The organism is Desulfovermiculus halophilus DSM 18834, assembly GCF_000620765.1.
Taxonomy (GTDB): Bacteria; Desulfobacterota; Desulfovibrionia; order Desulfovibrionales; family Desulfothermaceae; genus Desulfovermiculus; species Desulfovermiculus halophilus.
The window spans coordinates 1-1,432 of sequence record NZ_JIAK01000070.1 but is presented as its reverse complement, the minus strand read 5'-3'; the positions used below and the strand labels follow the sequence as shown (position 1 = coordinate 1,432).

The 1,432-nt window shown below is 41.1% G+C and carries 2 protein-coding genes; both read left to right on the top strand.

Annotation, left to right across the window (positions count from 1 at the left end):
• Nucleotides 1–78: 78 nt before the first annotated feature.
• Entirely contained in the window at nt 79–528 is a 450-nt protein-coding gene (locus N902_RS0114310) for an O-antigen ligase family protein (RefSeq protein ID WP_027371462.1), read from the top strand.
• A partial coding sequence (locus N902_RS0114305; protein ID WP_027371461.1) for a glycosyltransferase occupies nt 528–1,432 on the top strand: 905 nt, incomplete at its 3' end. The genes N902_RS0114310 and N902_RS0114305, both read left to right, overlap by 1 nt.

Genomic DNA, 1,432 nt, shown 5'->3' with positions numbered 1-1,432 from the left:
GGAAGTAAATAAAGAAGAAAGGAGGGTCTGATCACCGCCCTGGGGGTCCTATTTCAAAAGCCTTACCTGGGTCCGCTTTTGGCCGCCTTTGACATGTTTGCAGATAATCCGGTTCTGGGTGTCGGTCAGGGCAATTTTCCTTGGCGAATTATGGAGTATGAAGACAGAGAAGGATATCATGGAAGGTTTCACGGGAGTCGGCCAGCCCACTCCATCTATTTCACGCTGCTTCCTGAGTTGGGAATTATAGGAACAGTCATCTTTTTTCTGCTGGTGAAAAAAAATTTCGCTACTATTCGCAGAGTACGCAGATACGCCCGGGATGAGTTCAAACATGTCAATACAGAACAGGCTCAGTATTATGACAATATAGGACTCGGTTTGATGGGTGCATTTGTGGGATATTTTTTTAGTGGAATCTTCTTGTCTGTGTTATATTATCCTCATTTTTGGGTTTTTCTTGCCCTTCCTTTAGCATTGGAAAAATCAATGCTGAAACAGGAAGCCTTAGGTGGTCACGAAAATTGATGATGAACAAAAAAATCAAAGTAATGCAATTGACTGCTAATCTAGGTATGGGGGGGTTAGAACGAGTCGTTATCAACTTGTGTAAACATATGAATCATGATGTATTTGACGTATCTGTATGCTGCATCAAATATAAAGGGAAACTTGCTTACGAATTGGAAGGGACAGGGGTGCCGGTTTATATTTTGCAACAAACAGATAAAAAGAAGGACTATACAGCTTTTTGGCGTTTAAAGAAAATACTAAGTGAAAAAAAACCGCATCTTGTACATACTCACAACGCAAATTCATTTATTGACGGTGCACTTGCATCGTATTTGGCAAGAATTCCTGTTCTTATTAATACTGATCATGCACGTAAATTCCCAGGCCGATGGACAGAACGTGTTCTTGAAGCAGTTTTATCCCGATCGGCCGACAGATTTATAGCTGTGTCAGAAGAAACAAAACAAAATTTGATGCTTTATGAGAAGATCCCAGAAAGAAAAATCAATGTTATTCGTAATGGGATTGATGGAAAAGTTTATGATATTGTAATTGATGTGCAAAAGAAAAAAGAAGAGCTTGGTCTGCTTGAATATGACCATCTTATAGGCCTAGGTGTTCGTTTGACTCAGCAGAAAGGAATTGCCCACTTAATTGAAGCAGCACCCAAGATTCTGAGTCACTTTCCCAATACCGGGTTTGTTGTGGCTGGAAAGGGGGTTTTGCAACAAAGTCTTATTGCACTTGCAGCTCAACTTGGAGTAAGTAATCATTTCCATTTTATCGGTCCCCGACTGGACCTTCCGGAAATTCTTCAGGTCTTGGACTCGACTTTCAGGAATGAATTAGCGCGTACCACCTTACACCCTGAAATAGATTACAAAATTACTGTTGCGCCTGTAGAACCCACGCGTCTTGG